This is a genomic window from Mycobacterium sp. NGS69 (assembly GCF_059812165.1).
Map to the genome: position 1 here is coordinate 1 of NZ_JCALCD010000006.1, position 23,761 is coordinate 23,761.

General features: G+C 66.7%; 19 protein-coding genes, 1 tRNA gene and 3 pseudogenes. 16 read left to right on the forward strand and 7 right to left on the reverse strand.

Annotated elements, in window-relative coordinates; all coding sequences use genetic code 11:
- Positions 1 to 122: 122 nt before the first annotated feature.
- The 3 genes and pseudogenes from AC5Y2S_RS18265 to tnpA all read right to left on the reverse strand — a co-directional run bounded on the left by AC5Y2S_RS18265 (position 123) and on the right by tnpA (position 3,804).
- Entirely contained in the window at positions 123 to 2,120 is a 1,998-nt protein-coding gene (locus tag AC5Y2S_RS18265) for a TPM domain-containing protein (RefSeq protein WP_499957442.1), read from the reverse strand.
- A 148-nt stretch (positions 2,121 to 2,268) separates the two neighbouring features.
- Positions 2,269 to 3,387: pseudogene (locus tag AC5Y2S_RS18270) on the reverse strand (RNA-guided endonuclease InsQ/TnpB family protein); the annotation flags it as partial.
- A gap of 2 nt (positions 3,388 to 3,389) precedes the next feature.
- A pseudogene (gene tnpA, locus AC5Y2S_RS18275) lies at positions 3,390 to 3,804 on the reverse strand (IS200/IS605 family transposase).
- 151 nt (positions 3,805 to 3,955) lie between these two features.
- Between tnpA and AC5Y2S_RS18280 the strand changes: the two are divergent.
- From AC5Y2S_RS18280 to dnaG, 3 genes are read left to right on the forward strand one after another with little or no spacing between them, the layout of a single operon-like run.
- A complete protein-coding gene (locus AC5Y2S_RS18280) occupies positions 3,956 to 5,233 on the forward strand; it encodes a deoxyguanosinetriphosphate triphosphohydrolase (RefSeq protein WP_499957959.1) in 1,278 nt (425 codons plus the stop codon).
- A 10-nt stretch (positions 5,234 to 5,243) separates the two neighbouring features.
- Positions 5,244 to 5,852 carry a superoxide dismutase[Cu-Zn] gene (gene sodC / locus AC5Y2S_RS18285; protein ID WP_499957444.1) on the forward strand — a complete coding sequence of 203 codons (609 nt, stop codon included), beginning with the start codon at positions 5,244 to 5,246 and terminating at the stop codon, positions 5,850 to 5,852.
- Between the two features lie 27 nt (positions 5,853 to 5,879).
- Positions 5,880 to 7,814 carry a DNA primase gene (gene dnaG, locus AC5Y2S_RS18290; protein WP_499957446.1) on the forward strand — a complete coding sequence of 645 codons (1,935 nt, stop codon included), beginning with the start codon at positions 5,880 to 5,882 and terminating at the stop codon, positions 7,812 to 7,814.
- On the opposite strand, the gene AC5Y2S_RS18295 is transcribed toward dnaG, so the two are convergent.
- Positions 7,789 to 8,067 carry a hypothetical protein gene (locus AC5Y2S_RS18295; protein WP_499904263.1) on the reverse strand — a complete coding sequence of 93 codons (279 nt, stop codon included), beginning with the start codon at positions 8,065 to 8,067 and terminating at the stop codon, positions 7,789 to 7,791. The genes dnaG and AC5Y2S_RS18295 overlap by 26 nt on opposite strands.
- A 163-nt stretch (positions 8,068 to 8,230) precedes the next feature.
- On the opposite strand from AC5Y2S_RS18295, the gene AC5Y2S_RS18300 reads away from it, so the two are divergent.
- Positions 8,231 to 8,303: transfer RNA gene (locus AC5Y2S_RS18300), tRNA-Asn, on the forward strand.
- A gap of 76 nt (positions 8,304 to 8,379) precedes the next feature.
- A pseudogene (locus tag AC5Y2S_RS18305) lies at positions 8,380 to 8,667 on the forward strand (muconolactone Delta-isomerase family protein); the annotation flags it as partial.
- Positions 8,668 to 9,019: 352 nt separating this feature from the next.
- Here AC5Y2S_RS18305 and cysE read toward each other — a convergent pair.
- Both cysE and cysK read right to left on the reverse strand, forming a co-directional pair.
- Positions 9,020 to 9,703 (reverse strand): serine O-acetyltransferase, encoded by a 684-nt coding sequence (gene cysE, locus AC5Y2S_RS18310; protein WP_499957447.1) that lies wholly within the window; start codon positions 9,701 to 9,703, stop codon positions 9,020 to 9,022.
- Between the two features lie 2 nt (positions 9,704 to 9,705).
- The gene (cysK, locus tag AC5Y2S_RS18315; protein WP_499957448.1) at positions 9,706 to 10,638 is read right to left on the reverse strand and encodes a cysteine synthase A; all 933 of its coding nucleotides are present in this window, start codon (positions 10,636 to 10,638) and stop codon (positions 9,706 to 9,708) included.
- Positions 10,639 to 11,425: 787 nt separating this feature from the next.
- Between cysK and AC5Y2S_RS18320 the strand changes: the two genes are divergently transcribed.
- From AC5Y2S_RS18320 to AC5Y2S_RS18370, 11 genes are read left to right on the forward strand one after another with little or no spacing between them, the layout of a single operon-like run.
- Positions 11,426 to 12,193, forward strand: coding sequence for an MlaE family ABC transporter permease (locus AC5Y2S_RS18320; protein WP_499957449.1), 768 nt, complete (start codon positions 11,426 to 11,428; stop codon positions 12,191 to 12,193).
- A complete protein-coding gene (locus AC5Y2S_RS18325; protein WP_499957450.1) occupies positions 12,190 to 13,038 on the forward strand; it encodes an ABC transporter permease in 849 nt (282 codons plus the stop codon). The genes AC5Y2S_RS18320 and AC5Y2S_RS18325 overlap by 4 nt, the downstream gene beginning before the upstream one ends.
- Before the next feature lie 5 nt (positions 13,039 to 13,043).
- On the forward strand, positions 13,044 to 14,312 hold the full coding sequence (locus AC5Y2S_RS18330) for an MCE family protein (protein WP_499957960.1): 1,269 nt from the start codon (positions 13,044 to 13,046) through the stop codon (positions 14,310 to 14,312).
- Positions 14,309 to 15,337: an MCE family protein gene (locus AC5Y2S_RS18335; protein ID WP_499957452.1), complete on the forward strand. Its 1,029-nt coding sequence runs from the start codon at positions 14,309 to 14,311 to the stop codon at positions 15,335 to 15,337. The genes AC5Y2S_RS18330 and AC5Y2S_RS18335 overlap by 4 nt, the downstream gene beginning before the upstream one ends.
- Positions 15,334 to 16,503 carry an MCE family protein gene (locus AC5Y2S_RS18340; protein WP_499957454.1) on the forward strand — a complete coding sequence of 390 codons (1,170 nt, stop codon included), beginning with the start codon at positions 15,334 to 15,336 and terminating at the stop codon, positions 16,501 to 16,503. Before AC5Y2S_RS18335 ends, AC5Y2S_RS18340 begins: the two co-directional genes overlap by 4 nt.
- Positions 16,500 to 17,834, forward strand: a complete 1,335-nt coding sequence (locus tag AC5Y2S_RS18345; protein ID WP_499957961.1) for an MCE family protein — start codon at positions 16,500 to 16,502, stop codon at positions 17,832 to 17,834. The genes AC5Y2S_RS18340 and AC5Y2S_RS18345 overlap by 4 nt, the downstream gene beginning before the upstream one ends.
- On the forward strand, positions 17,831 to 18,952 hold the full coding sequence (locus AC5Y2S_RS18350; protein ID WP_499957456.1) for an MCE family protein: 1,122 nt from the start codon (positions 17,831 to 17,833) through the stop codon (positions 18,950 to 18,952). The genes AC5Y2S_RS18345 and AC5Y2S_RS18350 overlap by 4 nt, the downstream gene beginning before the upstream one ends.
- Positions 18,953 to 20,437: an MCE family protein gene (locus tag AC5Y2S_RS18355; protein ID WP_499957458.1), complete on the forward strand. Its 1,485-nt coding sequence runs from the start codon at positions 18,953 to 18,955 to the stop codon at positions 20,435 to 20,437.
- A 17-nt stretch (positions 20,438 to 20,454) separates the two neighbouring features.
- Entirely contained in the window at positions 20,455 to 21,000 is a 546-nt protein-coding gene (locus AC5Y2S_RS18360; protein ID WP_499957460.1) for an Rv1363c family protein, read from the forward strand.
- Positions 20,997 to 21,572: a hypothetical protein gene (locus tag AC5Y2S_RS18365; protein WP_499957461.1), complete on the forward strand. Its 576-nt coding sequence runs from the start codon at positions 20,997 to 20,999 to the stop codon at positions 21,570 to 21,572. The genes AC5Y2S_RS18360 and AC5Y2S_RS18365 overlap by 4 nt, the downstream gene beginning before the upstream one ends.
- Positions 21,572 to 22,057, forward strand: a complete 486-nt coding sequence (locus AC5Y2S_RS18370; protein WP_499957462.1) for a CAP domain-containing protein — start codon at positions 21,572 to 21,574, stop codon at positions 22,055 to 22,057. Before AC5Y2S_RS18365 ends, AC5Y2S_RS18370 begins: the two co-directional genes overlap by 1 nt.
- A gap of 3 nt (positions 22,058 to 22,060) precedes the next feature.
- Here the strand turns inward: AC5Y2S_RS18370 and AC5Y2S_RS18375 are convergent, their stop codons facing one another.
- Positions 22,061 to 23,707 carry an NAD-dependent malic enzyme gene (locus AC5Y2S_RS18375; RefSeq protein WP_499957463.1) on the reverse strand — a complete coding sequence of 549 codons (1,647 nt, stop codon included), beginning with the start codon at positions 23,705 to 23,707 and terminating at the stop codon, positions 22,061 to 22,063.
- Positions 23,708 to 23,761 lie beyond the last annotated feature (54 nt).

Sequence of the window (23,761 nt, forward strand, 5' to 3'; positions counted from 1 at the left end):
TCGGCTGGCAGCAACATGTCCAGCACGGACAGCGCCGTCGGGTCCAGCTGGGCCTGATTCGCAGCTTCAAGGCGGGGCCGCACACCGATCGGTGTGCGGCCCCGTTCTTTGTCTAACGGGTCTCAGAACCGCCCGCCGCCGCCCATCAGGCCGCCTCCGGATGAGCCCGAGGCGCTCGGACCGCCGCCGAATGAGGCGGGGCCCCACCCGCCGAACCCGCCGCGCATGCCCGCGCTGAGCAGGTCGCCGATGATGATCCCGCCGATCATGGCGCCGGTGTCGCTGCTGCCGCGGCGGGCATAGAAGCGCTGGGCCTGCTGGACGTCCGCGTTCGCCAGCGCCTGGGCGTTGGCGGCCAGCGTCGATGCCGCGTTGGCGTGGGCAATCGCCTCGGACAGGTTGGTCGTCCTCTTGTCCTGTGCGGCCTGCAGGTGTCGTTTGGCCTCGGCGAGCCGGGTCCGGGCCTCGGCTCCGATGCTCCCCCGACGGGTGTCGATGTATTCGGAGACGCCGCGCACCCGCGCCTGGGCGGTGAACGCGGCCTGCTCGAAGGAACGCTCGAGTCGCTCGGCGGTCGCCTGCTCCTGGGCGACGGCGGCCAGGATTCGGTTGAGGCCGGCGTCGGCCTTCGTCAGCCGGGCGAAGGCGCCTAGGGGGTCGGCGGCGCCACCGCCGCGGGCCCCGGTGATGGCGGCGGCCGCCTCGTCGCGCGCGGCGCCGAGTTCGGCGGTGCGGCCCGCCCCGGCACCACGCGGCTTCTGCAGCTGCTCGTCGGCGCGCTTGATACCCGCTTGGATCTCGTCGATGAGCGCGGGCAAGGTGGCGACGGCATGCCTGACGTCCGTCGCCGCGTTGTCGATCGCATCCAGCAGAGCGCGGGCCTGCCCGAGCGCCGCCTCGGCGGCATGGATCGCGTCGACCAACGCGGTCTGCTGTCCGCCCGCTACGCCGGCCAGATCGCGGCCGGAGCCGATGTTGCGGTCCGCGAACGCCAGCCTCTCCTTGGTGCTTGCGATGTTGCCGGACACCGAAGTCAGCGCCGCGGCGTCGAATTCCTTGCGCAGCTCGGCCAGCCGCTGCTCGGCGGGGGCGATGCGGGCGGTGAGTTCGACGTACTGCTGGGTCAGCGCGTCCAGCCGCGACGGCGCGTTGACCACCAAAACCCGCAGCTCTTCGAACGCCTCCCGTTGTGATTCGAGTTCCCGGTTGGCGCGCGCCGCCGAGACGACCACCCGGGTGAGCATCTCCCGGCGTTGCGCGGGCGTCTCCGGCATGCTGTCGTCCAGCTGCTGGCGGACGGTAAAGGCTTGCGATAGAGCGACTTTGGCGTTGTTCACCGCCTGGATGAACGGTTGGGTCCGCTCCTCGCCGAACTCGTCGATCGCCAGCGTCAACTCGTTGGCGCTGGTGCGCACCGCGTTGTCGACCTCCACCACCATCGAGCGTGACAGGTCGTCGAGGGCCGCCAGCGGCACCGCGGCCAGCGCGTTCGGATCGGTGGGGTCGACGCGCCGCGCCGCGGCCAACTCGGCGGCGCGCCGCCGTCCTCGGCGATAGCGCATCGCCACCAGCAGGGCCACCACGGCGACGGCGACGACGCCCAGCGTGACCAGCAGGACCAGGCGGCCCGACGACGGCGGCGTCGTGTCGAGCCCGTTGGCCGCCGCAACCGCGGCGCCGCTCCAGTCGCCGTCGTGCAGCGCGGGTTCGACCTTGGTGCGCCGCAGCTGATCGACCTGACCCGCGCTGACGCTCTTGATCGCGGACGGGACGAAGAACGCGTACGCCCGGCCGGTGGTGGCGACTGCCAGCAGCGCGTCGTAGTCACCCAGGTCGCTGACGCTTCGGGTGCGCCTCGCCCAGCTCTCGGGGCTCTCCCCGGAGAAGTCGTCGACGTAGACCACCCACAGCCGGATGTGGCGATCGGCGTAGAGCTTGTCGGTCGCCGACGCCACCGCCGCGCGACCGGAATCCGACAGCGCGTTCGCGTTGTCGGTCATCTGATCCGGCAGCCGAAACGGCGGGTGGGCGCCCGCCGTCGGCGCCAGCAGCAGCCCGGCGCCGAGACCCGCGAGGATCGTCAGGATCACGCCGAGCAGCAGCAGCCGAGCAGAGCGCATAGTTGACCTTCTCACGCGACTGAAGATCGCGTGATTCCCTATACCGCTTGCGCGTCATGGGTCTTCTCGCTTGCGCGAGCACACCCATGGTGGCGGGTGTTGCCTCCGGTCCGGAGGTGAGCGCGGGCTGGATCGCCCGGGCGAGGATGGTGTTGGCTGCCTGAATGTCCGCGTGGTCTTCATGGCCACATTGCACGCACCGGAATTCCGCTTGGCTCTTACGGTTTTCCTGCACGTTGTGGCCGCAGTTGCGGCACTCCAGACTGCTGTACGCGGCCGGGACCTCGATGAGGGCGGTGCCGGACGCGGACGTTTTGTGTTCCAAGCGCTGGGCGATCACACCCCAGCAGTTGGCATAGATCCCTTTGTTCAAACCTGCTTTCGCGGCTTTGCCGTTCGGGAGGTAGTGGCCTTCGTTGTTGGGGTCGGGTTTCGGTTTCGGTGCGCGCACCATGTTGCGGGTCGGGAGCTTCTCGACCGCGATCACGCCGTAGGTCGCGGTGATTCGCGTCGTGGTTTTCTCGACCCAGTCGCGACACCGATCCGCCACCCGAGCGTGCAGTTTGGCGATACGGGCCTGCACCTTGCCGCGCCGCGCACTGCGTTTGCGGCAGCGGGCCAGTTGGCGTTGCAGGCGCACCAGCTTCTTCTGCTCGCCGGGGCGCATGACCGGAGCCCGCAGCATCGTCGCGTCCGACAACGCCAGTGTTGTCTTCACGCCCCGGTCGATGCCGACCATGCGCTCTTCCCTGCCCGGCGTGGCCGGCACTTCTGGCTGTGGAGCCGGGAAGCTGACATGCCAGCGGCCCGCCTTGCACGTGACCCTGGCCATGCCGAGCTTGCCATCGGGCAGCGGGCGGGAGAGCCGGAACTTCACCAGCCCGAGTTTCGGGACGAACACCTGCGCCCATTTACGATTTACCGTCTCGACACGGCTGTCGCGAATACAGAAGCCCTCGTCGAGGTGTTTGCGCCGCCACGTCGGCCGCTGGTACACACCATCGAAGAATCCCGCGACGGCGCGGTCGAAATCCCGCAGGGCCTGCTGCTGCACCGCCGATGACCCCGTCGCCAGCCACTCAAACTCCTGCCTGGCTTCAGCAAGTTGTTTCTGCCGGGCCGCCGGACCCGGCGCCGATCGACCAGACCGTCCCCAGTTGAACTGCTCGACGGCAAGATTCCACACGTAGCGGGCATCGGCGCAGTGCCGTTCCAGCATGAACACCGCCTGCTGGGCAGTCGGATACATGCGGTAGCGGTGCGCCATCGCTACGCGGCCTTCGTCTTTCGTGCGGCCGCGAGTTTCTGATTCTCCACATAGCGGCGTACCACCTCCAGCGGCGCCCCGCCCACAGTGGAGACGAACCACGACGGCGACCACAAGCAGTTCATCCGCGCCAGATACGGGAACTCCTGCCCCAGGCGCCGCGAGGACCGGCCTTTTTGGATCTGCACGAGTTTCGATACCGCCACCTGCGGCGGCAGCTCGATCAGCAGGTGTACGTGATCGGGCATCGTTTCGACCTCGATCACCGTGCCGCCGAACTCACAGACCACCTCGTCGATGATCTGCTTCAACCGCCGTTCGGCTTCGCCGCCCAGCACGCGGCGGCGGTACTTCGGGCACCCAAATCACGTGGTACTTCACCGAAAACACTGCTTTACGCGTCGACCGGTACTGCATGAACCTCACGATAAACTCCACCTACGACAACAACGGTCCGCTACGCGGGCCAAGAGACGGGACCGGCTATCCCCCGACTGAAGTCGAGGGCATGCGCCGAAGAACATTTCGGTCAATGTAGCCCGCGTTCCCTGGCAGACTGTGCTCGGTGATAAGGCAGGCGAGTACGCAACAGCACGACCCCTACGACGACTTCGACCGTCAGCGGCGGGTGCGCGAAGCGGCGAAGACGGCGGGTCTGCCGGGTACGGAAGGCCAGCACCGCACCGACTTCGCCCGGGACCGCGCCCGGGTGCTGCACAGCGCCGCACTGCGCCGCCTCGCCGACAAGACGCAGGTGGTCGGCCCGCGCGAGGGCGACACCCCACGCACCCGGCTGACCCACTCGCTGGAGGTGGCCCAGATCGGGCGTGGAATGGCGGTGGGGCTGGGCTGTGACCTTGACCTCGTGGAGCTGGCCGGCCTCGCCCACGACATCGGGCACCCGCCCTACGGGCACAACGGCGAACGCGCGCTCGACGAGTTCGCGGCCGCGCACGGCGGGTTCGAGGGTAACGCCCAGAATTTTCGGATTTTGACCAGCCTCGAGCCCAAAATCATTGACGCGCAAGGAAATAGCGCGGGACTGAATCTGACGCGGGCGTCCCTGGACGCGGTCACCAAATACCCGTGGACCCGAGGTCGTGGGCCGGGGAGCAAGTTCGGCTTCTACGACGAGGACCGCGAGGCCGCCGAATGGGTTCGTCAGGGGGCGCCGGCGGATCGGACGTGCCTGGAGGCCCAGGTGATGGACTGGGCCGACGACGTCGCATATTCGGTGCACGACGTCGAGGACGGCGTCGTCTCCCAGCGCATCGACCTGCGCGTGCTCGCCGACGACGACGAGGCGGCAGCCCTGGCCAAGCTGGGGGAGAGCGAATTCTCCCGGGTCAGCGCCGACGACTTCATGGCCGCCGCGCGACGGTTGTCGGGCCTGCCCGTCGTCGCAGCCGTCGGCAAGTACGACGCCACGCTGGCCGCGGCGGTGGCGCTCAAGCAATTGACCAGTGAATTGGTGGGCCGGTTCGCCTCGGCCGCCATTGCGACCACGCGTGCGGCCGCCGGCGCCGGGCCGCTGGTGCGCTACAGGGCCGACCTGCAGGTTCCCGATTTGGTGCGGGCCGAGGTCGCCCTGCTGAAAATCCTGGCGCTGCAGTTCATCATGTCCGACCCTCGGCACCTGGAAACCCAAGCGCGGCAGCGCGACCGCGTCCACCGCGTGGCGCAATGGCTGTACTCCGGGGCGCCCGGAACCCTCGACCCCGTGTTCGCCGCGGCGTTCAACACCGCGGCCGACGAACGGGCCCGGCTCCGGGTCGTCGTCGATCAGATCGCCTCCTACACCGAGGGCCGGCTGGAGCGGATCGACGCCCATGAGGCGACCGGATAGCGTTACCCGCATGACCAAACTCAGCACCGTTGCCGCCGCCTTGCTGTCGCTTTCCGTCGTGGCCCTGAACGCGTGCAGTTCGCCCCAGCACGCGACCAGCCAGACAGGCACCACACCCCCGGTCCAAAGCGGTTCTCCGGCATCGTCGGCGACGTCGGGCCCGGCGCCCGCCGCCGGATCGCTGACCGCGCAACTGAAATCGGCGGACGGCAAGGACGTCGCGACGGCCACCTTCGACTTCAGCAACGGCTACGCCACCGTCACGGTCAAGACGGTCGCCGGCGGCATCCTCACGCCCGGTTTCCACGACATGCACATCCACGCGGTCGGCAAGTGTGAGCCGAATTCGGTCGCCCCGAACGGCGGCCCGCCCGGAAACTTCCTGTCCGCGGGCGGGCATTTCCAGGCGCCCGGGCACTCCGGGATGCCCGAGAGCGGCGACCTGACCATGCTCGAAGTGCGCCAGGACGGTTCGGCGTACCTGGTGACCACCTCCGACGCGTTCACCCGGGACCAGCTGCTGGCCGGGGACAAGACCGCGTTGATGATCCACGGCGCCCAAAACAGCGACCAGGCGATGGACCGGATCGCGTGCGGCGTCATCGGGCCGGCAAGCTGATCCGGTCCGGCGTCTTACACTGGGCCGATGGCCGGCCGGATCTCTGATCGCGATATCGCCGCCATCCGCGAACGGGCCCGCATCGAAGATGTCGTCGGCGACTACGTCCAGCTCAAGCGCGCCGGCGCCGATTCGCTCAAGGGCCTGTGCCCGTTCCACAACGAGAAGTCGCCGTCGTTCCACGTCCGCCCGAACCACGGCCATTTCCACTGCTTTGGCTGCGGCGAGGGCGGCGACGTGTACGCGTTCGTGCAGAAGATCGAGCACGTCAGCTTCGTCGAGGCGGTCGAGCTGCTCGCCGACCGGGTCGGCCACACCATCACCTACACCGGCGCCGCCGCCACCAACGTGCAGCGCGACCGCGGCAGCCGCAGCAGGCTCGTCGCGGCCAACGCGGCCGCCGCCGAGTTCTACGCGGCGGCCCTGGAGTCCGACGAGGCGGCGCCGGCCCGCCAGTATCTGACGGAGCGGAACTTCGACGCCGAGGCGGCGCGCCGTTTCGGCTGCGGATTCGCCCCGTCGGGCTGGGACTCGCTGACAAAACACTTGCAGCGCAAGGGTTTCGAGTTCAAGGAGCTGGAGGCGGCCGGCCTGTCGCGGGAGGGGCGCCGCGGGCCGATGGACCGCTTCCACCGGCGGTTGTTGTGGCCCATCCGCACCGCGGCCGGGGAGGTGATCGGGTTCGGGGCCCGCCGCCTGTTCGACGACGACCCGATGGAAGCCAAGTACATCAACACGCCCGAGACGGTGCTCTACAAGAAGTCGTCGGTGATGTTCGGCATCGACCTGGCCAAGCGCGACATCGCCAAGGGGCACCAGGCCGTCGTCGTCGAGGGCTACACCGACGTGATGGCGATGCACCTGGCCGGCGTCACCACCGCCGTCGCCTCCTGCGGCACCGCGTTCGGCGAGGAGCACCTGGCCATGCTGCGCAGGTTGATGATGGACGACAGCTTCTTTCGCGGCGAACTGATCTACGTCTTCGACGGCGACGCGGCCGGCCGCGCCGCGGCGCTCAAGGCGTTCGGCGGTGAGCAGAACCTGGCCGGGCAGTCCTTCGTCGCGGTCGCGCCGGACGGCATGGATCCGTGCGACCTGCGGCTGAAGGCGGGCGACGCCGCGCTGCGCGACCTGGTGGCCCGGCGAACCCCGCTGTTCGAGTTCGCCATTCGCACCACGATCGCCGAGATGGACCTGGACAGCGCCGAGGGCAGGGTGGCCGCGCTGCGCCGGTGCGTGCCCATGGTCAGCCAGATCAAGGACCCCACGCTGCGCGACGAGTACGCCCGCCAGCTCGCGGGCTGGGTCGGCTGGGACGACGTCGCGCAAGTCATCGAGCGGGTCCGCGGCGAGGCCAAACGGACCGCTTCGCCGGCCCGGGGTGGTGCCGGGTCGGAGGCGCCCCGACGGGCCGAGCGGCAGCCCGCCGCCCCGGCCCCGACCGAGGCCAGGGAATCGCGAGCCGCGCGGCCCGACCCGCGCGACCCGACCCTGTGGGCCCAGCGCGAGGCCCTCAAGTCGGCGTTGCAGTACCCGGCGCTGGCGGGCCCGGTGTTCGACACGCTGACCGTGGAGAGCTTCACGCACCCCGGGTACGCGGCCGTCCGGGCGGCCATCGAGTCCGCGGGCGGTACCTCGACCGGCGCCACCGGGGCGGAGTGGCTCGAGGCGGTGCGGCAGCAGACCACCTCGGCCCTGACGACGGGCCTGATCAGTGAGCTGGGCGTGGAGACCATCCAGGTCGACGAAGAGAAGCTGCCGCGCTACATCGGGGGCGTGCTCGCCCGCCTGCAGGAGGTCTGGATGGGCCGGCAGATCGCCGAGGTGAAGTCCAAACTGCAGCGCATGTCGCCCATCGAGCAGGGCGACGAGTATCACGCGCTATTCGGCGACCTGGTCGCCATGGAGGCCTATCGGCGCAGCCTGCTGGAGCAGGCTAGCGGCGACGATCTGACGGGGTGAGGGCCGGATCCGCCGGTTGTTCTCCACCGCGTTCCATGACGGCCGTCTGCTCGTCGATCTCGGTCAGGGTGACAAAACCGGCGTCGGGCGAGATCCGGTTGGCGATCTTGCGGCGACCCCCCTCGATCATGGACTTGGCCACGGGGCTGCTGGTCAGCGCGCGATACGTACCGACGAGCTGCTCGTATCGGCGGCGTCCGGCTTTCGAGCCCAGCACATAACCCAGTCCAAGCACCACGACATACCGGATCAAAGCGTTCCTCCCGACGATCGTTGGCTCCATCCTGCCTCACCTTCGGGGGTTGGCGCGCGGGGCGGGTGGGCGTCAGGCCCACGCGCCGGTAACGGCCAGGCACCTCCCGCCTAGTTGGGTGCGGTCGTGCCAGTACGCTAGAGTCGTCCGGCGATCGGTTTAATCCCCTGTAGCTCAATTGGCAGAGCATTCGGCTGTTAACCGAAGGGTTGGTGGTTCGAGTCCACCCGGGGGAGCGAGGTTGAGCCTCAGTCGTCCACGCTCTGGCCGCCAGGTCGGCCATGGAAGTTTCAGTGCCTCGCAGGAGGTCTCATGGAATTCCTCGTCACCATGACCACGCACGTCCCGGACGGAACGCCACCGGAGACCGTCGACGGCGTCCGGGCCCGCGAGGCCGCGCATTCCCGCGAACTGGCCGAACAGGGGCACCTGCTGCGGCTGTGGCGTCCGCCGCTGCAACCGGGCGAGTGGCGCACTCTGGGCCTGTTCGCCGCAACCGACGCGAACGAACTCGAGCGGGTGCTCGCCTCGATGCCGCTGCGCGTCTGGCGCACCGACGAGGTGACGCCGCTGACCCCGCACCCCAACGACCCCGCGGGTCACAGCAAGTAGTTCAGGCCCCATTCCTTTTCGGCGGCCAGCGGGGCCGCGTCGACGCCGGTCCGAATTTCGTCGCTCCGGCTGGCCAGGGCCACCAGGGCCGAGACTTTCGATCATTCGTCGACTACTCCCCAGAAATGAATCATTTTGCCACGCAATGAAAGAAGCTTTTCTTCGTGAAAGAGGTTGGGAGACGCCACGTTTCGCCGCGACACGCGGCGTCAGCGAATCAACGGCAACAGCGCGTCAAAACGTGTGGCATTGGTCCACCGTAGGGCATGGCCGGTCGGCCGCCGTGTGAGATATCTAATTGGCTCACAAGGGATTTAAGCCTTGCGCCCGTGGCACGCGCTCAGATTTGGAAGTCCTCGCCGTGCCACACCCCGGCCTCGGGCGGGCGGATCACCCGGCCATTCTGCGGGCCGTCGTTCAGGGCCTCGAGCTTGGACACCCTGGTGAGCAGGGACTGCAGGCTGACCCCCACCAGATCGGGCATCTTCGAGTCGTCGGGGGTGCTCCGCCCGTGGCGGCTGATGACCTGCCCGGGGACCCCGATGACGACGGAGCCCGACGGCACCGGCTTGACCACCACGGCGTTGGCGCCGATCCGGCTGTCGTCGCCGACTTTGATCGCGCCGAGGACCTTGGCTCCGGCGCCGATGATGACTCGGTCACCGACCGTCGGGTGTCGTTTCCCGGTCTCCGCGCCGCTGCCGCCGAGGGTGACGCCGTGATACAGCATGACGTCTTCGCCCACCTCGGCCGTCTCCCCGATCACCACGCCGGTCGCGTGGTCGATGAACAGGCCGGGGCCGAGGACGGCACCGGGGTGGATGTCGACGCCGGTGAAGATGCGGGTGAGCTCGGAGAACGTCCGCGCGGCCACCCTGGCGCCGCGGTTCCACAGCCAGTGGCTGATCCGGTGGCCCCAGATCGCGTGCACGCCCGGGTAGGCGAAGACGACCTCCAGCGTGGTGGGCTTGGCGGGATCGCGCTCCTTGGCCGCCCGGATGTCCCGCCGTATGGCAGCGAGCATGGTCAATCCGCCAAGTCGGCGAACAGCGCCGTGCTCAAATAGCGTTCGCCGAAGCTGGGCAGCACGACCACCACGAGCTTGCCGGCGTTCTCGGGCCGGCGGGCCACCTGCAACGCGGCCACCACCGCGGCGCCGGATGAGATGCCGGACAGCAGTCCCTCCTCGCGGGCGAGCCGCCGGGCCATGGTCAGCGAGTCCTCGTTGCCGACGGCGATGACCTCGTCGACCAGATCCATGTCGAGGACAGGCGGGACGAATCCGGCGCCGATGCCCTGGATCGGGTGAGGCCCCTTCTGCCCGCCGGACAGCACCGCGGACGCGGCCGGCTCCACGGCGACGAACTGGGCCGACGGCTTGCGTTCCTTGATGACCTGGGCGACACCGGTGATGGTGCCGCCGGTGCCGACGCCGGCCACGAAGAAGTCCACCTTGCCGTCGGTGTCGCGCCACACCTCCTCGGCGGTCGTCGCGCGGTGGACCGCCGGGTTGGCGGGGTTCTCGAACTGCTGCGGCACGAAATACCGCTGGTCGGTCTTGGCCAGCTCCTCGGCCTTGGCGATGGCGCCGGGCATGCCGTCGGCCCCGGGGGTCAGGATCAGCTCGGCGCCGTAGGCCCGCAGCAGCATGCGCCGCTCGACGCTCATGGTGTCGGGCATGGTCAGCACGCATCGGTAGCCGCGCGCCGCGCACACCATTGCCAGCGCGATGCCGGTGTTTCCGCTCGTCGGCTCGAGGATGATCGTGTCGGGCTTGATCAGGCCGGCCTTTTCGGCCGCGTCCAGCATGGCGACCCCGATGCGGTCCTTCACGCTGTTTGCCGGGTTAAAGGATTCCAGCTTGGCGACGACGTCGGCGACGGCGCCTTCGGTGACGCGGCGCAGCCGCACCAGCGGCGTGTTTCCGATCAGCTGTGTGACGTCATCGGCGATGCTCATGAAGCTTCCTTAGCGGTCTCGGTTCAGGTCGGTACGCATTCGGTGGCTCTTATCGCCCACATCTGGCGGAAAGCGCGAGGCTCTCGTTGAGCGTCGGAAGGCGTCAGTGACTCAACAACAACCACGACAACAAGAATCCACGGCGGGGCGGCGCGTTAGGACGAGGCGCGGCGGTGTGGCCTGTTGCATAGCCCCAACTATAGGACATCCCCATATTGCGCCCGTTTTACTTGACCCCGCGCTTAACCCCTGGCTGATCGGCGGCTTTACCGCTCACGCGCGTGCGGCCGTCGACCCGGCCGCCACCCGGCGCCACGGCGTCGTGCCGTTTAAGGGCCGGGACGAGCGCCGGCCGATCCGACGGCGGTTTCGCGGTACCACGCCAGGCAGCGGATGCCGGGGGAGACGTTCGCTCCACGGGTCTCCCGTTGCCGGACCGATTGATCGTTTGCCCGCACGGTGGCGTGCAGCCCGGGTTCGCACGTCACGCCAATGCGGTTTGACGGCAATTGCTTTGACAACGGACGGGTGCAATGGGCGGAATTGGTCTGTGGGACTTCGCCAGATTTCTTCTTGTTGATTTCAACCCTGCGACTTGTTTCGGCTTGGCTTTAGGCTTCCGGAGTGTTTTGTGTGTGCAGCCAGGCGGAGTGGCCGGATTGCGCGCTGCACACCGCTAATCCTTTGCGGTGACGCTAATCACGATGTTTTTCGCTTCTTTCACGTAAACGGGGACTGCATGAGCCGTATGGATATCTGGACGACGCGGGGGGATTGACCGAACCCCATGAACGGCACCGCCATCGCACGGCCCATGAACGCGCTGGGCCAGTTTTTCCTGCTCAGCGGCGAGGCACTGGTTGCCGCGGTAAGGGGGCCGTGGGCGTGGCGCGAACTCCTCGAGCAGATCTGGTTCGTCGCCCGGGTTTCCATCTTCCCGACGATCATGCTGTCGATCCCGTACACCGTGCTCATTGTGTTCGTCCTGAATATCCTGCTCGTCGAGATCGGCGCCGGGGACCTCTCGGGCGCCGGCGCCGCGCTGGCATCGGTGACCCAGGTCGGACCGGTCGTCACCGCGATGGCCGTCGCCGGCGCGGGTTCGACCGCGATGTGCGCCGACCTGGGCGCACGCACCATCCGCGAGGAGATCGACGCGATGAAGGTGATCGGCGTCAATCCGGTTCAGGCGCTGGTGGTTCCGCGAATCATCGCCGCCACGTTCGTCGCGTTGCTGCTGTACTCGGTGGTCGCGGTGACGGGGTTGACGGGCAGCTACATCTTCGTGGTCTTCGTTCAGCACGTCACGCCGGGCGCCTTCATCGCGGGGATGACACTGCTCACCGGCCTGCCCCAGGTGGTGATTTCGCTCATCAAGGCGACCCTGTTCGGGTTGTCGGCCGGGCTGATCGCCTGCTACAAGGGCCTGTCGGTGGGTGGCGGGCCCACGGGTGTCGGCAATGCGGTGAACGAAACCGTCGTGTTTTCGTTCATGGCGTTGTTCTTCATCAACATCGTGATCACGGCCCTCGGTGTGAAGGTGACCGCCAAATGACCGATGCCGCACGTGAGCCCGTATGGTTGGTCGCTCTCGGACCCAAGTTCGTCGCCACCGCCCGTCGGCTGGGCGAACAGACCGAGTTCTACGGAAAATCGTTGGCCGCCACCGGCGATGCGGTCCGGCGCTACCCGGGCGAGGTGCTGCGAATTATTGCCGAGATGGGTATGGGCAGCGGTGCGCTGGCGGTGATCGGGGGCACCGTGGGCATCATCGGCTTCCTGACGCTGACCACCGGCGCCCTGGTGGCGGTGCAGGGCTATGACACCCTGTCCAACATCGGCGTCGAGGCCCTGACCGGCTTTCTCTCGGCGTTCTTCAACGTGCGCATGATCGCGCCCTGCACGGCCGGCGTGGCTTTGGCCGCGACGATCGGCGCGGGCACGACGGCGCAGCTCGGCGCGATGCGCATCAACGAGGAAATCGATGCGCTGGAAGTGATGGGTATCCGCGCGATCACCTATCTGTCGTCGACGCGGATCATCGCCGGTGTCCTGGTCGTCATTCCGCTGTACGCCGTCGCGGTGCTGATGTCATTCTTTGCGGCCAAATTCGGCACGCTCTACATCTACGGCCAGTCACGCGGCGTGTACGAGCATTATTTCTCCACGTTCCTGCGGCCCACCGACCTGTTGTGGTCGTTCGCGGCGGTGCTGGCCATGGCGACGGGTGTGATGGTCGTACATACCTACTACGGCTTCACCGCGACGGGTGGTCCCGCCGGTGTGGGGGAGGCCGTCGGTCGTTCAGTGCGGTCATCGATGATCGTCACGGCGTTTGTCTGCCTGATGATTTCGCTGTCCGTGTACGGGCAATCCGGCAACTTCAACCTGTCCGGATGACGCGCATGAGCAATCACCGGGACAGCCGAACACGCGCGCGAAACAGGGTCCGCAGCAGCAGGATCGATCCGATCTGGTGGGCGCCCACACTGTTCATCGTTGTCGGTGTACTGGTCGCGCTGACCGCGGCGTCGTTCTCCGGCAAGTTTCAGGAATTCATCCCCCTCACGCTGGTGTCGGACCGGGCAGGATTGGTGATGGAGCCCGGCGCCAAGGTGAAGTTTCGAGGTGTGCAAATCGGCCAGGTCGCTTCGATCGGCACCGACGTGAAAGCCGCTCAGCTGCAGCTGAAGATGGATGTCGGCGCGTTCAAATACCTGCCGAGCAACCTCGAAGCGGAGATCAAGTCGACCACCGCGTTCGGGTCCAAGTACGTCGACCTGATCGCGCCGGACCAACCGAGCCACACAGCGCTCAAGCCCGGGGCGGTGCTGCACTCCCGCAACGTCACGGTTGAAGTCAACACCGTCTTCGAGAACCTGCAGTCGGTAATGCAGGCGATCGATCCGGCGAAGCTGAACGCGATCTTGTCGGCCTTCGCACAATCGTTGCGAGGCAAGGGAGATCGGCTCGGAGAGGCGATCACCGGCGCGAACGACGTGTTGCTCACCGTCAACCCCCGCATGGCAACGATTCACAAGGACTGGCGGCTGTTCGGCAAGACCGCCGCCGCCTATTCCGATGCGGCGCAGAACATCTTGTCAATCCTCGACTCGGCGGCAACGACCAGCAATACCGTTACCGAGGACCAGCGCTCGCTCGACGCGATGCTGTTGTCGGCGGTGGGCTTCAGCCAAGCCGGCATCGGCGTGATCGGCAACAACGAATCGAACATCGTGCGCTCGGTCAACCTGCTCGATCCGACCACGGCGCTGCTGAACAAGTACTCGCCCACCTTCACCTGCTTGTTCCAGGGTGCGCAGTGGTACGTCGATCACGGCGGCCGGGACATGCTTGGTGGCAACGGATATTCGTTCATCATGGATGCCGGTCTGCTCTTCGGCGACGACCCGTACCGATACCCCAGACACCTGCCCAAAGTGAACGCCACCGGCGGCCCGGGCGGTAAGCCCAGTTGTGGCTCGCTGCCCGACCCGAGCGCGAACTTCCCGGTGCGTTCCCTGGTGACCGACACCGGGTGGGGCGGCGCGCCGAATGAGATCCGCACCAACGTCGCCGCCGGAAACCCTTGGTGGTCAAACTACTTCCCGACCACCAAGAACCCCCCGGAGGCGCCGCGCTACTTCTTCCGTGGAGGGCAGCCGCCACCATGAGAAGAACCATGCCCAGCATCGTCACCCGTGTCGCGCTGTTCACGGCCGTCTGCCTGGTATTCACATTCACGCTGATCGCGGTATTCGGGCAGTTGCGCTTCGAGGACCGCACCGGCTATGAAGCGCTGTTCACCAACATATCCGGGCTGAAATCGGGCAACTTCGTCCGCATCGCCGGGGTGGAGGTCGGCAAGGTCGGTGACCTCACTTTGCACCGCGACGGCACGGTGACCGTCGGCTTCGCGGTGGACAAGGGAGTGCGCCTCACCGAGGGGACCAAAGCCGTCGTGCGCTATGAAAACCTCATCGGTGACCGCTATCTCGCCCTCGAAGAGGGCCCCGGGTCGCCGCGCCGGTTGCCGGCCGGTGCGACGATCCCGCTGGCACGGACCTCGCCCGCACTGGACGTCGACGCGCTGATCGGTGGCTTCCGCCCGTTGTTCCGCGCGCTGGATCCCGATCAGGTCAACGCGCTGTCCGGCCAGCTGCTGCGAATCTTTCAGGGGCAGGGCGGCACTATCGCCTCAGTGCTGGCGCAGACCTCGACGCTGACCTCGACCCTGGCCGGGCGCAGCGAGCTGATCGGCGAGCTGATCACCAACTTGGACACCGTGCTGCACACCTTCGCCACGCGCGATCACGAGTTCTCAGACGGCCTGGACAAGCTGTCCCAGCTGGTCAACGGCTTGACGCAGCGCAAAGCAGACATCTCCACCGGGCTGGCCTACGTCAACGCGGCAGCCGGATCGGTCGCCGATCTGCTCGTCCAGGCGCGCCAGCCGATCAAGGACGTGGTGCACGAGACCGACCGCATGTCGGCGCAGGTGCTGGCTGACCGCGAGTACGTGGACAACCTGCTCAAGCAGCTTCCCGACACCTATCAGGTGCTGGCCCGGCAGGGCTTGAACGGCGACTACTTCGGCTTCTACTTCTGCGAGGTCTTGCTGAAGCTCAACGGCAAAGGGGGCAACCCGATCTACGTCAAGCTGCTCGACCAGCCCAGCGGACGGTGCACGCCGCGATGAAGTTACCGAAACTCAAGCTGTCCGGTCGGCGCAGTCCCGTCGTGATCGGACTGATGGGCACCGTGATCCTGACGTGCCTGGTCGTCGCCGCCTTCCAGTACGACAAGCTGCCGTTCGTCAAGGACACGAACGACTATTCGGCGTATTTCGCCGAGGCCGGTGGCATCAAAACCGGTAGCACCGTTCGGGTTTCCGGCATGGGCGTCGGCCGGGTCTCGGACGTCCGTCTGGAGGGCACCAAGGTCCGGGTCGGCTTCACGGTTCGCAAGACCGTCCAGCTGGGCGATCGCACGGAAGCGGCGATCAAGACGGAGACGATTTTGGGCAGCAAGATGCTCGAGTTGACCTCGCGTGGCGACGGCGCGCTGACGGGCACCATTCCGCTGGAACGCACCACCTCGCCGTACGACCTTCCCGTGGCGCTGGGCGATTTGACGACCACGATCAGCGGCCTGGATACCAACCAGTTATCCTCGGCGCTAACGACATTGGCCAACACCTTCAAGGAAACTCCACCGGATCTCAAACCCGCCCTGCAGGGCGTGGCCCGGTTCTCGGAGACCCTCAACAACCGCGACTCCGAGCTGCGTCGCCTGCTGGGGAATGCCGACAAGGTCTCGGGGGTGCTGGGCCGGCGCAGTCAGCAGATCGCCGGTCTGGTCGCCGATTCCAACGCGCTACTGGCGGCGCTGTTGGACGAACGGGATTCACTCGACGCGTTGATGAACAACCTCACGGCGGTTTCGCATCAGATTTCGGGGCTGGTCGACGATAACCGGACTCAGCTCAAGCCGGCGCTGGACAAGCTCAACGGTGTACTCGAGATCTTGGACAACCGCAAGGAGGACCTGCAGAAGACCCTGCCCAAGTTCAAGCGGTATGCGATGTCGTTCGGCGAAGTGCTGGGATCCGGCCCGTTTTTCAAGGCCTACGTGGCCAACCTGATCCCCGGCCAATTGGGCGGACCCACCCTCGACGCACGAATGTATGACCGGCCGTTGGACCCCGATCAGAAGCTGCCCTCGGAGGCGGTCGATCCGCCGACCGGAACTCCACCCGTGCCGCCCGAGGACGCTCCCCGCCCGCTGTGGTCGCAACCGCCCTCGCCGGCGCCGGCGCCGGGTCCCCCGCCGGCACCCGGGCCCGCCGAAACCGGGGGACGCTGAACATGACTCGACGCACTCTCCGAAGCGCGACAGCCATCTGCCTGGTCGCGACCCTTGCGATCGCCTCTTTGGTGGTTGCCAGGAAGCTGTGGAGCGATGTCGAAAAGAACAGCTACTCAGCATATTTCGCGGAAACCAACGGTCTCTTTGTGGGTGACGAGGTTCGCATCCTAGGCGTCGCAGTCGGCGTGGTGGACAAGATCGAGCCGCAGCCCGCCAGCTCCAAGGTGACGTTTTCCGTCGACAAGCAGTATCCGGTGCCGGCCGACGCGCGCGCCGCGATCCTGTCACCGTCGCTGGTAACTTCACGGGCGATCCAACTGGTCCCGGCGTACTCCGGTGGGCTCAAGTTGAGCCCCGGCGGATCCATCCCGTTGAACCGAACCGCGGTGCCGGTCGAATGGGACGATTTCCGCAAGCAGCTGGAAAAGCTGACCGATGCGCTGCAGCCCACCGGGCCGGGCGGCGTGAACTCGGCGGGAGAATTCATCAACTCGGCCGCGGACAACCTGCGCGGTGAGGGAGATACTGCTCGCGATACCGTCATCAAGCTGTCCCAAGCGATTTCGGCGCTCGGCGATCACGCCGACGACATCTTCAGCACGGTGCGCAATCTTCAGTTGCTGGTCTCGGCGCTGTACTCGAGCAGCGACCTGCTGGCTTCCTTCAACGAGAACCTGGCCAGCCTGACGACGGTATTCACCAACAGCCCGAATGAAATCGCCAACGCGGTCAAGGGTCTGGATGGGGCGCTTCGCGATTTACGCGACTTTCTCGCCGAAAACCGCGAAGCCGTGGGCGTCACGTTCGACCGGCTGGCTTCCATCACGACCGCGCTGAACGACAGCCGTGGTGACATCAAACAGATCCTGCATGTTGCCCCCACGGTGATCCAGAACTTCATGAACATCTACCAGCCGGCGCAGAGCGCGATGACCGGCATCCTGGCGTTGAACAACTTCGCTGACATCCCGCAGTGGATCTGCAGCTCTATCGAGGCGGCCTCCCGGCTGCGCCTCGACCGAGTGTCGAAGCTGTGCCTGCAATATGTCAACCCGATCATCAAAAACCGCATCTACAACTACATTCCGGCGGGCATCAACCCGTTCGTCGGGACCCAGGCCAGGCCGAGCGAGATCACCTACAGCGAGGACTGGCTTCGGCCCGGCTACACGCCACCCGACGCAACCCAGCCGCCCCCGCCTGCGGACGGGCCGCAGGAGGCGCCACCCGATCGGCCGCAACTCGCCGACACGCCTCCGCCGCCGAACACCACTTCGAACTCGACTGAGGTACTGCAGAATCTGATGCTTCCGGTGGGGCCCTCATGAGGCGCGCGCTGGCCGCGGGGCTCGGATTTCTGTGCATTGCCACACTGCCCGCGTGTGGATGGCGGGGCCTGAATTCCTTCAAACTGCCCGGCACCGCGGGCGGGGGGCCGGGCGCTTATACGATCCAGGCCCAAATGCCCGACGTCGTCACCATTCAAGAGAACACGCGTGTCCGGGTTGACGACGTTAACGTCGGCAATGTCACCAAGATCGAGCTCCAGGACTGGCACGCGTTGGTCACCATGCGCATCGACGGCGGCGTCCACGTGCCGGCCAATTCGACGGCCAAGCTCGGGCAGACCAGTTTGCTCGGCTCGATGCACATCGAACTCGCGCCGCCCAAGGGGGAGAGGCCCGTCGGTGAGCTCAAGGAGGGGTCCGTCATCCCGCTGTCGCACGCGAGCATGTACCCGACCACCGAGCAGACCTTGGCCTCAGTCTCAATCCTGCTCAACGGTGGGGGACTTGGTCAGCTGCAGGAAATCAACCAGGCGATGGCCAGAGCATTCGCCGGCAGGGAAGGCGACATGCGCAGCCTGCTCGGCCAACTGGACGAGTTCATCCGCGGCACGAACGACCAGACCGACGACATCATCGCTGCGTCCGAGAATCTCAACTCGCTGGCGGGTCAGGTCGCCGCCAAAGACGCCGTCGTCGACAAGGCTTTGACGACCGTGCCGAAAGCGCTTGCGGTGCTGGCCGAAGAGCGGACGAAGATCGCCGACGCGATCGATCAGCTGGGCAAGTTCAGCGCGATCGCGGCCGACGCCATTCACCAGAGCAAGGAATCTCTGGTCAACAACCTGCGCAACATCGCGCCGGTGTTGCGGTCGCTGGCCGACGCCGGGCCGGCGCTCACCAAGGGCCTGGATGGACTGGCCACCTATCCCTGGCCGACATCCACGGTGACCAACTGGTTTCGCGGCGACTACGCCAACCTCACCATGATCGTCGATCTGACGTTGAGCCGCATCGACACCAGCCTCTTCACCGGCTCACGGTGGGAAGGCAATCTCACCGAACTCGAACTGCAATGGGGACGAACGATCGGAATGCAGCCCAGCCCGGTTACGGCAGTCAACCCGCTGACCGTTCCGTACCACAACGGGGGATACTGAATGCTGCGTCTGAATCGCCGGACGTGGATCCAGTTGTCGATCTTGACTCTGGTGACCGTGGTGTCCTGTGGCGCAATGGCATTCAACTTCATGAAGTTACCGGCGACGCTGTTCGGGATCGGGGAATACACCGTCACGGTCGACCTGCCCGCGTCGGGCGGCCTCTACCAGACATCGGTCGTCACCTACCGCGGCACCGACGTGGGCCAGGTCAAGTCGGTCGACGTCACCGCCAGCGGGGTGCGTGCGGCGCTCGCCATGAGAGCCGGGGTCGAGGTGCCCTCCGACGTGCAGGCCTCGGTGCACAGCCGATCGGCGATCGGTGAGCAGTACATCGAACTGACGCCGCAGCCGGGCAAGGACGCGGAACACTCCAGGGCGCTGCGTGGCGGCGATGTCATTCCCGCGGGCCGTGTCGACGTGCCCGTCGATATCGGGCACCTGCTCGACCTGACCAACTTTGCGTTGCAGGCGATTCCGCGTGACAACTTGCGAACCGTGATCGACGAGACCAACAAGGCGGTCGGCGGCCTCGGGCCCGAACTGTCGAGGATCGTTGACGGGTCCACGGCATTGGCCATCGGGGGTGGCCGGACGAGCGACCCGCTCGCCGCGCTGATAGACCAGTCGCCCCCGGTGCTCGACTCCCAGGTCCAGACGTCACAGGCCATCGCCACATGGGCGGACCGAACCGCGTCCATCATGGCGCAGTTCAAGGCGCAGGATACGGCGCTTCGAGATCTGTTGACCCAGGGTGGTCCCGGGCTGGAGGAAGGTCGCGCGCTGTTCGACCGGATGGTGCCCGCGGTGCCCGTGTTGATGGCCAACCTGGTGAGTCTCGGTGATATCGCCGTCGTCTACCGCCACGACATCGAGCAACTCTTGGTACTGCTCCCGCAGGGCATCGCGGTCATGTCGGCGGCCCTCGTCCCGAACCTGAACAGCAAGCAGGATTATCGTGGCTTCTACCTGGATTTCAACCTGAACCTCAACCTGCCGCCACCATGCACGACCGGCTTTCTGCCGCCCCCGCAGCGGCGCTCGCCGGCCAGCGTCGACGCTCCGGACCGGCCCGCTGCGGACTTGTATTGCCGGATTCCGCAAGACTCCGAGCTCAATGTGCGCGGGGCGCGCAACATTCCGTGCGAGACCAAGCCCTGGAAACGCGCGCCCACGGTCGAACTGTGTGAGAGTGACGAAGAATACGTGCCGCTCAACGACGGCTACAACTGGAAGGGCGACCCGAACGCGACATACAGCGGACAGGGCGTACCGCAGTACCCGCCGGGACAGGACCCGCGGCTCCCGCCACCGCGCGGAACCGCGCCGGCGGCTCCGCCGCCGTCGCAGCCGCCGCTCGCCGTCGCGACCTACGACCCGGCCACCGGGGATTACGTCGGCCCCGACGGCCACCGCTACAACGAGGCGGACTTGGCGCATCCGCGCGCCAAGAACTGGCAGTCACTTCTGGTGCCGGCGCCGTAAGCATTCAAAGGAGCAACATGACCGAAGACAGCAAGGAATCCGAGCGCCGGCTCGCGCGCTGGCGGCGCCGGGCCACTCCCCGGATCTCGCGCGCCGCAACGGCATTGGTGGCCGCCGTCGCGGTGGTCGCGGCACTGACCGGATTGACCGGCTGGCTGGGCTACCGGGCTTACGAGAAACACGAGGCCGAGGTCAAGCGCGACTTGTTCGTTCAGGTCGCCCGCCAGGGCGCGGTGAACCTCACGACGATCAACTACACCGACGTCAACGCCGACGTGCAGCGGATCGTCGACCTATCCACCGGAGCGTTCCGTGACGACTTCGAACAACGGTCCAAGTCGTTCGTCGAGGCCGTCAAGGTGGCGCAGTCGAAATCGGAAGGCACCGTCACCGATGCCGGGCTGGAATCTGAGCGGGGCGACTCCGCGCAGGTGCTGGTGGCGGTCCCCGTCAAGTCCCGCACTGCCGGCGGCGAGCAGGCGCCGAAGGAATGGCGGATGCGGATCGAGGTCCGGTCGGTCGGCGACGACGCCAAGGTCTCGAACGTGGTGTTCGTGCCATGACGACACTCCATGACGACACCGAGGCCGCCGCCACCGACGACGAGGATTTGGAGCCTGCGGTGGAAGACCAGACGGCACAGAAGCGGCCCATCAGGTGGTCGCGCATCCTTGCGCGCGGCGTCCTGCCCGCTATCGCATTGCTGCTGGCGCTGGGCGCGGGCTATTCCAAGTGGGTGCTCGGGTCAGCCGACGATCTGGCGCGGGCGCGGGCCGAATCGGTGCGCGTCGCCGGCGACGACGCGGTCGCTTTGTTGTCCTACAAGGCGGATTCGGTGGACGAGGATCTGACGGCGGCGCGCGAACGGCTGACCGGCGATTTCAAGGACGCGTACACCGAGCTGACCCGAAAGGTTGTCATTCCGGGCGCCAAAGAGAAGCACATCTTGTCGGTGGCCAAAGTCACTGCGGCGTCATCTGTTTCGGCCTCCGCCAACCACGCCGTGGTCTTGGCGTTCGTTGACCGGACCGTCACCATCGGCACCGGCGCCCCCACGGATACCCAGCCGGTTGTGCGGGTGACGCTCGACAAGGTCAACGGCCGGTGGCTGGTTTCGCGCTTCGACCCGGTGTGATGAGGCGGATCCCGATCGTGTCCGCCGCGGTGATCGCGACGGCGGCGTTGCCGGCGCCCGCCGCGCACGCCGACAACAAGCGGCTCAACAGCGCCGTCGTCTCCGCGGTTTACACCCTGCAGCACCAGTCGGGCTGCACCAACGATGTCATCCGCAACAACGCGCTGACGCTGGCCGCCGAATGGCACGCGGAAGACATGATCAACAACCGGAACATCAACGACGACACCGGATCCGATGGCTCGACACCGCAGGATCGCGCCAACGCCGCCGGCTTCCGCGGCAAGGCCGCCGAAACGGTGGCGATCAACCCCGCGATAGCGATCAGCAGCCTGGAACTGGTCAACCAGTGGTACTACAACCCCGACGACATGGCGATCATCCGCGACTGCGCCAACACCAACATCGGGGTGTGGTCGGACAACAGCCTGGACCGCACCGTCGTCGTCGCCGTGTACGGGCAGCCGGAGCCATCCAGGCGATAGCGGTTAGTCGTAGAGCGGCGCCCACATCGTGTCGGTCACGGCTTGCGCGACGTCCTTGTGCGTCTTCGTGGCGACCCCGTCTTGCACGGCGGCGTGATAGACGGCCTCGGCGACCGCGACCGAAATCTCGCGCAGGTTCTGCACGTCCGGCAACAGGGAATCGCCGGCATTCGTCGGGCTGGCCTGGTGCACAACGGCTTTCGCCGCCGCCTGCAGCATGCCGGGGGTGACCGTCCTCGCGCGGGAGACGATGATGCCCAACCCGATGCCCGGGAACACCAGCACATTGTTGGCCTGACCGATGGTGTAGGTGACGCCGCCGAATTCGACGGGAGCGACCGGGCTGCCGGTGGTGATCAGCGCCTTACCGTTGGACCATTCAAGCAAGTCGGCCGGCATGGCCTCCATGCGTGAGGTCGGGTTTGACAGCGGGAAGATCATCGGGCGTTCGCAGGAAGCGGTCATCGCGTCGACGACCTTCTCGGTGAACGCCCCGAATACCGTTGAGGAGCCGAGCAGAATGGTGGGCGACGCGAGCTTGATCGCGTCCACCAACCCGACCCGATCCCCGGCGGCCACCCCGAGCCGTTGGCGGTTCTTCGCGTAGGGCACCTGGAAATCGCGCAGATCGTCCATGTCGTCGAAGAGCAGGCCCTGCTTGTCGATCGGCCAGATCTGCGACGCGGCCTGCTCGTCCGTCGCGCCGTCGGCGACCATCGCGTCACGGATCTGATCCGCGACCCCGATCCCGGCGGTACCGGCCCCGAAGACGATCGTTTTCTGGTCGCGCATCGGGATACCGGTGACATGACAACCGCCGTAGACGGCGGCGACCACCACCGCGCCGGTTCCCTGGATGTCGTCGTTGAAGACGCAGTACTCGTCACCGTAGGTTTTCAGGATGTTCCGGGCATTGAGCGGCCCGAAGTCTTCGAAATGCAGGATCGCGTGCGGAAACAAGCTGTGCGCCGTCTCGATGTACCGCTTGATGAACGCGTCGTACTCCTCGCCGCGGCGCCGGGCGTGGCGGTTGCCCAGGTAGAACGGGTCGGCCAGCAGCTGTTCGTTGTCGGTGCCCACGTCGAGCGACACCGCGATGCAGCGGCGCGGATCGATCCCGCCGCCCGCGGTGTAGAGCGCCAGCTTGCCGACGGCGATCTGGATACCACCGACGCCCCAGTCACCGATACCCAGGATCGCCTCGGCGTCGGTGCACACGATCAGATCGACATCGTCGGGTCGCAAACCGAAAGTCTCGAACGCTTCGGCGATCTCGTCCGGCTCGTCGATGCTCAGGAAGAGCCCGCGCTGCCCGCGGTATTCATCCGAGAAGCGTTGAATGGCCTCACCGACGGTGGGCGTGTACACCACCGGCATCAGCTCGGGCAGATGGTCCTGCAGCACCTTGAAGTACAGCAGTTCGTGCCGGTAGTGCAGTTGCTCGAGAAGCAGGTTGCGGCCCAGATCCGTACCGAGGCTTTGCAGTTGATGCCACACCCGATCGGCTTGCTCATCGAGGCTGAGCACCGCCGACGGGAGCCGGCCCGTCAGCCCCAGGCGTCGGCGCTGCTCATGGGTGAATCCCACCCCCCGATTGAGGCTGGGAGCGGCCAGTGCCGGCGGGATCCGTGGCGTGTGGGGATCGCTCATCACAACACCGTAGCGCCGATCGTGGTCAGCGCTGGGAACGGAGGATGAAGATCG

Coding starts and splice junctions, on each gene's coding strand:
- AC5Y2S_RS18330 (WP_499957960.1), top strand. CDS start 13,044: ATGAGCAATCACCGGGACAGCCGAACACGCGCGCGAAACAGGGTCCGC.
- cysE (WP_499957447.1), bottom strand. CDS start 9,703: ATGCTCGCTGCCATACGGCGGGACATCCGGGCGGCCAAGGAGCGCGAT.
- AC5Y2S_RS18265 (WP_499957442.1), bottom strand. CDS start 2,120: ATGCGCTCTGCTCGGCTGCTGCTGCTCGGCGTGATCCTGACGATCCTC.
- AC5Y2S_RS18365 (WP_499957461.1), top strand. CDS start 20,997: ATGACGACACTCCATGACGACACCGAGGCCGCCGCCACCGACGACGAG.
- AC5Y2S_RS18325 (WP_499957450.1), top strand. CDS start 12,190: ATGACCGATGCCGCACGTGAGCCCGTATGGTTGGTCGCTCTCGGACCC.
- sodC (WP_499957444.1), top strand. CDS start 5,244: ATGACCAAACTCAGCACCGTTGCCGCCGCCTTGCTGTCGCTTTCCGTC.
- AC5Y2S_RS18335 (WP_499957452.1), top strand. CDS start 14,309: ATGAGAAGAACCATGCCCAGCATCGTCACCCGTGTCGCGCTGTTCACG.
- dnaG (WP_499957446.1), top strand. CDS start 5,880: ATGGCCGGCCGGATCTCTGATCGCGATATCGCCGCCATCCGCGAACGG.
- AC5Y2S_RS18320 (WP_499957449.1), top strand. CDS start 11,426: ATGAACGGCACCGCCATCGCACGGCCCATGAACGCGCTGGGCCAGTTT.
- AC5Y2S_RS18370 (WP_499957462.1), top strand. CDS start 21,572: ATGAGGCGGATCCCGATCGTGTCCGCCGCGGTGATCGCGACGGCGGCG.
- AC5Y2S_RS18375 (WP_499957463.1), bottom strand. CDS start 23,707: ATGAGCGATCCCCACACGCCACGGATCCCGCCGGCACTGGCCGCTCCC.
- AC5Y2S_RS18355 (WP_499957458.1), top strand. CDS start 18,953: ATGCTGCGTCTGAATCGCCGGACGTGGATCCAGTTGTCGATCTTGACT.
- AC5Y2S_RS18340 (WP_499957454.1), top strand. CDS start 15,334: ATGAAGTTACCGAAACTCAAGCTGTCCGGTCGGCGCAGTCCCGTCGTG.
- cysK (WP_499957448.1), bottom strand. CDS start 10,638: ATGAGCATCGCCGATGACGTCACACAGCTGATCGGAAACACGCCGCTG.
- AC5Y2S_RS18360 (WP_499957460.1), top strand. CDS start 20,455: ATGACCGAAGACAGCAAGGAATCCGAGCGCCGGCTCGCGCGCTGGCGG.
- AC5Y2S_RS18350 (WP_499957456.1), top strand. CDS start 17,831: ATGAGGCGCGCGCTGGCCGCGGGGCTCGGATTTCTGTGCATTGCCACA.